General features: G+C 71.1%; 6 protein-coding genes. 5 read left to right on the forward strand and 1 reads right to left on the reverse strand.

Annotated features, from left to right (window positions below):
• Positions 1–11: 11 nt before the first annotated feature.
• Positions 12–2654, reverse strand: coding sequence for an ABC transporter substrate-binding protein (locus tag ACIWQI_RS08195; RefSeq protein WP_396656654.1), 2643 nt, complete (start codon positions 2652–2654; stop codon positions 12–14).
• Between the two features lie 88 nt (positions 2655–2742).
• Here ACIWQI_RS08195 and ACIWQI_RS08200 point away from each other — a divergent pair, with 88 nt between their 5' ends.
• The 5 genes from ACIWQI_RS08200 to ACIWQI_RS08220 all read left to right on the forward strand — a co-directional run bounded on the left by ACIWQI_RS08200 (position 2743) and on the right by ACIWQI_RS08220 (position 5938).
• Complete coding sequence (locus ACIWQI_RS08200) at positions 2743–3444, forward strand: DUF1684 domain-containing protein (protein WP_396656655.1); 702 nt, start codon at positions 2743–2745, stop codon at positions 3442–3444.
• Positions 3445–3742: 298 nt separating this feature from the next.
• Positions 3743–3982 carry a hypothetical protein gene (locus ACIWQI_RS08205; protein ID WP_396656656.1) on the forward strand — a complete coding sequence of 80 codons (240 nt, stop codon included), beginning with the start codon at positions 3743–3745 and terminating at the stop codon, positions 3980–3982.
• Positions 3975–4319, forward strand: coding sequence for a type II toxin-antitoxin system PemK/MazF family toxin (locus ACIWQI_RS08210; protein ID WP_396656657.1), 345 nt, complete (start codon positions 3975–3977; stop codon positions 4317–4319). Before ACIWQI_RS08205 ends, ACIWQI_RS08210 begins: the two co-directional genes overlap by 8 nt.
• Before the next feature lie 78 nt (positions 4320–4397).
• Positions 4398–4532, forward strand: coding sequence for a hypothetical protein (locus ACIWQI_RS08215; RefSeq protein ID WP_396656658.1), 135 nt, complete (start codon positions 4398–4400; stop codon positions 4530–4532).
• Positions 4533–4591: 59 nt separating this feature from the next.
• A complete protein-coding gene (locus tag ACIWQI_RS08220) occupies positions 4592–5938 on the forward strand; it encodes a DUF222 domain-containing protein (RefSeq protein WP_396656659.1) in 1347 nt (448 codons plus the stop codon).
• Positions 5939–6088 lie beyond the last annotated feature (150 nt).

A 6088-nucleotide genomic window follows, 5' to 3' on the forward strand; every position in this document is an offset into this window, starting at 1 on the left:
AGTGCTCAGGGTCACTGAGCCGCCCGGTACAGCTGCGTCGGCCACGACGAGATGAACGCGAACGAGCTGTAGTCGTCCATCCCGAGGTCCTTCGCGAACGCGGTCGCGGACTGGCCCCACCACAGCGGCACGTTCACGGCCGCCTCGGCCTGGATCGTCTCGGCCTGCACGAGCAGGTCTATGCGTGCGGCCGGGTCGGACTCGGCGCCGATCTGCGCGAGCAGGTCGAGCACCTCAGCGTCGTCGTATGCGGCCGGGTTGCCGACCCCGAGCAGGTAGCTGGGCACCTCGGCCGGGTCGCCGAGGGTGGAGAAGTACCACATCAGGTTGACGCCGTAGTCGGTCGAGGCATCCAGGCTCGCCAGCCACTCCTCGATCGGCACCTCGCGCACGTTGAGGGTGATGCCGATCTCGGCGAGGTTCTGCGCGAGTGCCTGCGCCGCCGTGCCCAGCTGCGGGCCGGTGTTGGGGGTGAGCAGCTCGGCCTCGAACCCGTCGGGCACCGACGATGCGGCAAGGGCGGCCTTCGCAGCATCCAGATCGAACTCCCACTGCGGGATCGACGCGAGGATCTCGCGGGCCTGCTCGGGGCTGTGCACGCTGCCCAGCGACTCGGGCGTCATGATGGCCGTCGCCGCCTCGCCGTGGCCGCGCAGCAGCCGCTCGACGTAGGCATCGCGGTCGACCGCGTGGGCGAACGCCTGCCGCACCTTGGGGTCGTCGAACGGCGCGACGCTGGTGTTGAAGTACAGGCCGACGTACGAGAGGTCGTTGACGTAGTCGACCCGCATCGTGTCGAGCCCCTCCCACTGGGCGGCCTGCGCCAGCGGCACGTTGAACGCGACATCGACGTCGCCCGACTGTGCGGCGAGCAGTCGCGTGGACTCGTCGGGCACGAAGTTCACCGTGATCGACTTGACGGCGGGCAGCTCGCCCCACCAGGTGTCGACGCGCTCGAAGACGACGCGCGAGTCGGGCGCGAACTCGGTGACCTTGTACGGCCCGGTGCCCAGCAGCAGCGCGTCGGGCGTGCCGACCTTGCCATCGTGCTCCTCCCAGAACGCCTGCGACGTGATGAAGGCCGCACCGCCGGTGCTCATGTTCGACGCGAAGGCGGCGTCGGGGGCGGTGAGGGTGATCGTGACCTCGCTGTCGCCGGTCTTCTCGACGGTGTCGACGTTGGTCAGGTAGTAGGCGAGCCCCGGCGAGCTGGTCTCGTCGCGGGCCTGCTCGAGGCTGAACACCACATCATCGGCGGTGACCGGGGTGCCGTCGTGGAAGACGGCGTCGTCGCGCAGCTCGTAGACGTAGGTGACGTCGTCGGTCTGCTCCCACGATTCGGCCAGGCCCGGCTGGATGCGGCCCTGCGCGTCGACCGAGACCAGGCCCTCCTGCGCGATCGCCGCGATGTAGTAGTTGAGGATGCCGGACTCCTGGCCGACGTAGAGGCTCGACAGCGAGCCGGGCAGCGCGACCGTGATGCTCTCGATCTCGGCGCCCGTGTCGGGGCCGGTCGTGTTCTCGGGTGCCGGGCTGGAGCAGGCGGCCAGCAGCAGCGCGCCGGCGGCGGCCGCGGCGCCGGCCTGGACAAGCCGGGCGGGGGAAGGCAGGGGCATGGTGAGACTCTCCTCGGGTGTGGATGCGGCGGATCGGAAGCGAGCGCGGTGGCCCTCGCTGCGGCGGCGGGCCGCGGCGAAGACCTCGAGGTCGGCGGAGGCCGGCCGGTGGGCCGCGAACATCCGCAGAGCGGCCGAGACGGCCGGGATGGTGGACGCCTCGATCAGGGTCGACGCCGCGGTGCGGCGCACGAAGGCCGGTGAGATCGCGAAGGCGCGGATGCCGGTGCCGCGCGGCGCGCGGGCGAGCGCGGACTCGGCGACGAACGCGGTGCCGAGACCCTCCGCGGCGAGGGCGACGGCGGAATCGGCGCGGCTGACGACCAGGTCGGCGGGGCGCGGCACGCGCTCGATCGCCGCCGCCACGATGTCGCTGCTGGTGCCGGTGCCGCGGATCCAGGGCTGGTCGGCGAGCGCAGCCGGATCGATGCGGCCGCCGGGGGCGGTGTGGTCGGTCGCGGTGAGGGCCACGATCTCTTCGGCGAAGAGGAACGTCGAGCGCATGCCCGTGCGGCGGTGCCCGCTGCGGCGGCCGCCGGGGAGGTCTTCGACTGTGACGGCGATGTCGGCGCGGCCGCCGCGCACGAGGTCGAGCGCCTCGCCCGAGTCGGCGGTCTCTTCGACGGAGACGTCGATGCCGGGCACCTCGGCGAGCAGGCGCCCGAGCGCCGGGGCGACCAGGTGCGACAGGGTGTCGCCCGGCGCGGCGATGCGCACCGCTCCGGAGCGGTGGCCGAGCACGCGCGCGAGCTCGGTGGCCGCCGCCGTGAGGCTGGCGTCGATGCGCGGCGCGTGCGCGGCCAGCAGCGCGCCGACCGGCGTGAGCCGTGCGGCGCGGGAGGTACGGGCCACGAGCGACGCGCCCAGGCGCGCCTCGAGCCGCTGCACGTGCTGCGTGATGGTCGGCTGGGTGTAGCCGAGGGCGCGGGCGGCGGCGCTGATCGAGCCTTCCTGGTCGATCGCCACGAGGATCCGCAGGGAGTGCACATCGAGCGCACGCGTCAGCGCATCGATCTCGAAGGCATCCGGCCGTTCCATAGGAGGATGCTATTCATCCGGTGGTTTCGATGGTGTAACAATATGTAACGCTCGGCGGGAGTCGGTGCCGGGGACGGAGGATGAAGGAATGGATGCCGCCGCCCACCGCGCCTGGATCGACGCCCGCGACCGCGCCGTCTGGGGGCGTCACGGACTCGCTGCGCTCGCAGCGACGCACTGGCTCGACGACCGGGAGCGCGAGTGCGACGGCGTGCCCGGGGTGTGGCGCACCGACGGGGCCGCGGCGATCGGCCGGGTCGACGGCGCCGTGCTGCGCCTGGCGCCCGGCGACGAGGCGCACCACGGTGACGTGCTGCTGCGCGGGTTCGCGCGTGAGGGCGCCATCGCGGTGCGGGCGTACGATCCCGCGGTGCTTCGGCCGGGGGCGAGGATCGAGCGGGCTGCGTACGACCCGCGGCACCGGGTGACGGGGGTCTTCCGGACCGCCGCGACCTCGGAGCCCGCGGTTGCGGTGGATGGGCACCGGACGTCCGATGACTTCGACGGGACGGTCGCGTTCACGCTGGACGGCCACCCGCTCGAGCTCACGGTGCAGCGCGGCGCGAAGGGACTGACCGCCCGATTCGCCGATGCCACGAGCGGTGTCGGGAGCTTCGGCTTCCGCTTCCTTCGCCTGCCGCGGCCGAGCGCCGACGGGTCGGTCGAAGTCGACCTCAATCGCGCTTACCTGCCGCCGTGCGCCTTCTCAGACCACTACGTGTGCCTGCTGCCGCCGGCAGGCAACCGCTGGACTGTGCCCGTGCCCGTCGGGGAGCTGCGCGTCGTCTGATGCGCCTCGACATCCACCCGCCGCTTCTGCCCGCCGCTGAGCTGCTGCACCGATCGCGTCGCGAACCTTGCCAGGTCGAGGGAGTCGATCAGCTCGTCCGCCCGTGTGCGAGCCGCCGCCCGGGACATGCCGTAGAAGGCACCCTGACTGAGCAGCTCGTCGCGCCGCACGTCGAAGGTGAGGTCGGTCACCGCGTCGACGACCTTCTTCGACTGCTCCGTGGGTTGGTCGGGGAATCTCTTGGTGAGGCCCCGTGCCTCGATGATCGGATCTCGGCTCCCGTCGGTATACTCAAAGTATGACTACAACGATCAAGGTGAGTCGGGAGCTTCGCGATCGCCTCAAGGAGCAGGCAGCGCACGAGGGGCTCACGCTTGGCGTGCATCTCGCGCGCCTTGCGGATCTCGAGGATCGTCGACTCCGCCTTCGGTCGCTGAAGGCGGCGATCGCGGATTCTACGGCCGCGGACGCGGCCTCGCACGACGCGGAGACCGCCGCCTGGGAGCGCGCCGAGCTCGCCGACGCAGCCCGTGACTGAGGGCGAACTCGCGCCTGGCGTCGTCGCCTGGGCATCACTCGAACCGGTTCGCGGTCGGGAGCAGGGCGGCCACCGCCCTGTCCTCATCGTCGCGTCCGCCGGCTACCTCGATGCCGTGACGACTCTCGTCATCGCCCTTCCGATCACCACGACCGACCGCGGTTGGCCGAACCACATCCGCGTCGACGGGCCCGCCGGACTCGACCAGCCCTCGTGGATCATGACCGAGCAGCCGCGCACTCTCTCTCGCGACCGCCTCACCGCCATCGCCGGTCAGGTCTCGGAAGGATGCCTGGCGTCGGTGCGGATGTGGCTGGGCGACTTCCTCGACCTCTGATCGCACGAGAGGCTCACGCTCAGACGGCGCGCAAGCCTCGCTGATCCGAGGGATGCCGCGGCCGCCGGCGCGACCGTCGTGACCGCGCAGGCCCGGGACTGGGGAGGGTACTCGGGGTACTTCGTCGACCCGGACGGCTTCCGCTGGGAGATCGCGCACAACCCGAGCCCGCTGGGCGACGAGCTGCTCCGCGCCGCGGGCGTGATGGAGTGATGGGAAATTAGTTTCGAATCTGGCTTGAGTCCTCCATCGTAGTTCTGTACTATAGTGGTATGGATCAGCTGACCGCCCTGGAGACCGCGGTAGCCGCGCTGCGGGAGGCGTGGTCCGACGGTCCGGCGGCGGCGTCGCCGGCGGAACTGGGGCGTGCCCGGCTGGTCCAGGTCAACACCGTGCTGGGCACGGTGCAGCGGCAGGTCGACGCGCTGCGGGCGGCGATGGGCGCGGAGATCGCCCGGGAGTCCCGACCCGAGCTGGGGACGGAGTCGCTCGCGAAACAGCAAGGATTCCGCAACCCGGTCACCTTCGTCGCGGCGACCACCGGGATCTCCCCAGGCGAGGCAGACCGGCTGATCAAGGTCGGTGAGGCGATCGCGCCCCGACCCACCCTCACCGGCGACGCCGCCCCGCCTCGTCACCCGCACGTCGCCGCCGCGGTCAACGCGGGGCGGATCGGACGGGACGCCGCCGCCGCCATCATCCGCATGCTCGACCGCGTCGCGATCCGCGCCGACCGAGACGCCGCCGACCGGGTCGAGGCCACTCTCGCGGAACAAGCCACCGGGCTCGCTCTGGACCAGCTGGCGAAGGTCATCTCCCGCGCCGAAGCGCACCTCGACCCGGACGGGCTGGAGCCGAAAGAGCGCGACACTCGCGGCGAACGTCAGCTGCGGATGTTCGAACGGGACGGGATGCTGCACTTCCACGGCGCCGCCGACATCGAAACCGGCGCACCCCTGAAGACCGCGATCGAAGCGATCGTGACCGCCGGGTTCCGCGCCGCCGCCGACACCGACAGCCCCGACGAGGATCTGCGGTCACTGCCGCAACGGCAGGTCGACGCGCTCACCCTGCTCGCCCAGCACTACCTCGGCTGCGACCAGCAAGACACCCCCCTCGGCGGCGCCACCGTCATCGTCCGGGTGTCGCTCGACGACCTCCAGGCCGGCACCGGGCACGCCACCGTCGACGGCATCAACCAGCCGCTCACCATCGGAGCCGCCCGGCGGATGGCCGCCGACGGCAGCATCATCCCCTGCGTCCTCGGCTCCGAAAGCGACATCCTCGACTGGGGCCGCGAACGGCGCCTGTTCACCAAAGCCCAGAAACTCGCCCTTGCCGAACGCGACGGCGGCTGTGCAATGTGCGGAGCGTCAACCGGGCTCACCAAAGTCCACCACCTGAAATGGTGGGCCAGAGATGCCGGACCCACCGACCTGTCCAACGGGGCACTGCTGTGCGAATCGTGCCACCACCGCATCCACGACAATGGGTGGGGCATCCGCATCGAAGGCACCGGCACCCGCGCCAAGGTCTGGTTCATCCCACCACCACACATCGACCCCGACCGAAGACCACGCCTCGGCGGACGCGCCCGATACGACTACCTCGCCGCCTGAACCGTCACGGCGTTTCGACTCGCGCCTGCGGCGCTCGCTCGACGAGTGCGGAAGCACTCGCAGGGTCAGTGAAGGTCAGGTGCGAGAAGATGAAGCGTGCGCACGATCCTCAACATCATCTGGCTGATCCTGTCCGGGTTCTGGCTGTTC

Origin of the sequence: Microbacterium sp. (assembly GCF_044508325.1) — a bacterium.
Taxonomy (GTDB): Bacteria; Actinomycetota; Actinomycetes; order Actinomycetales; family Microbacteriaceae; genus Microbacterium.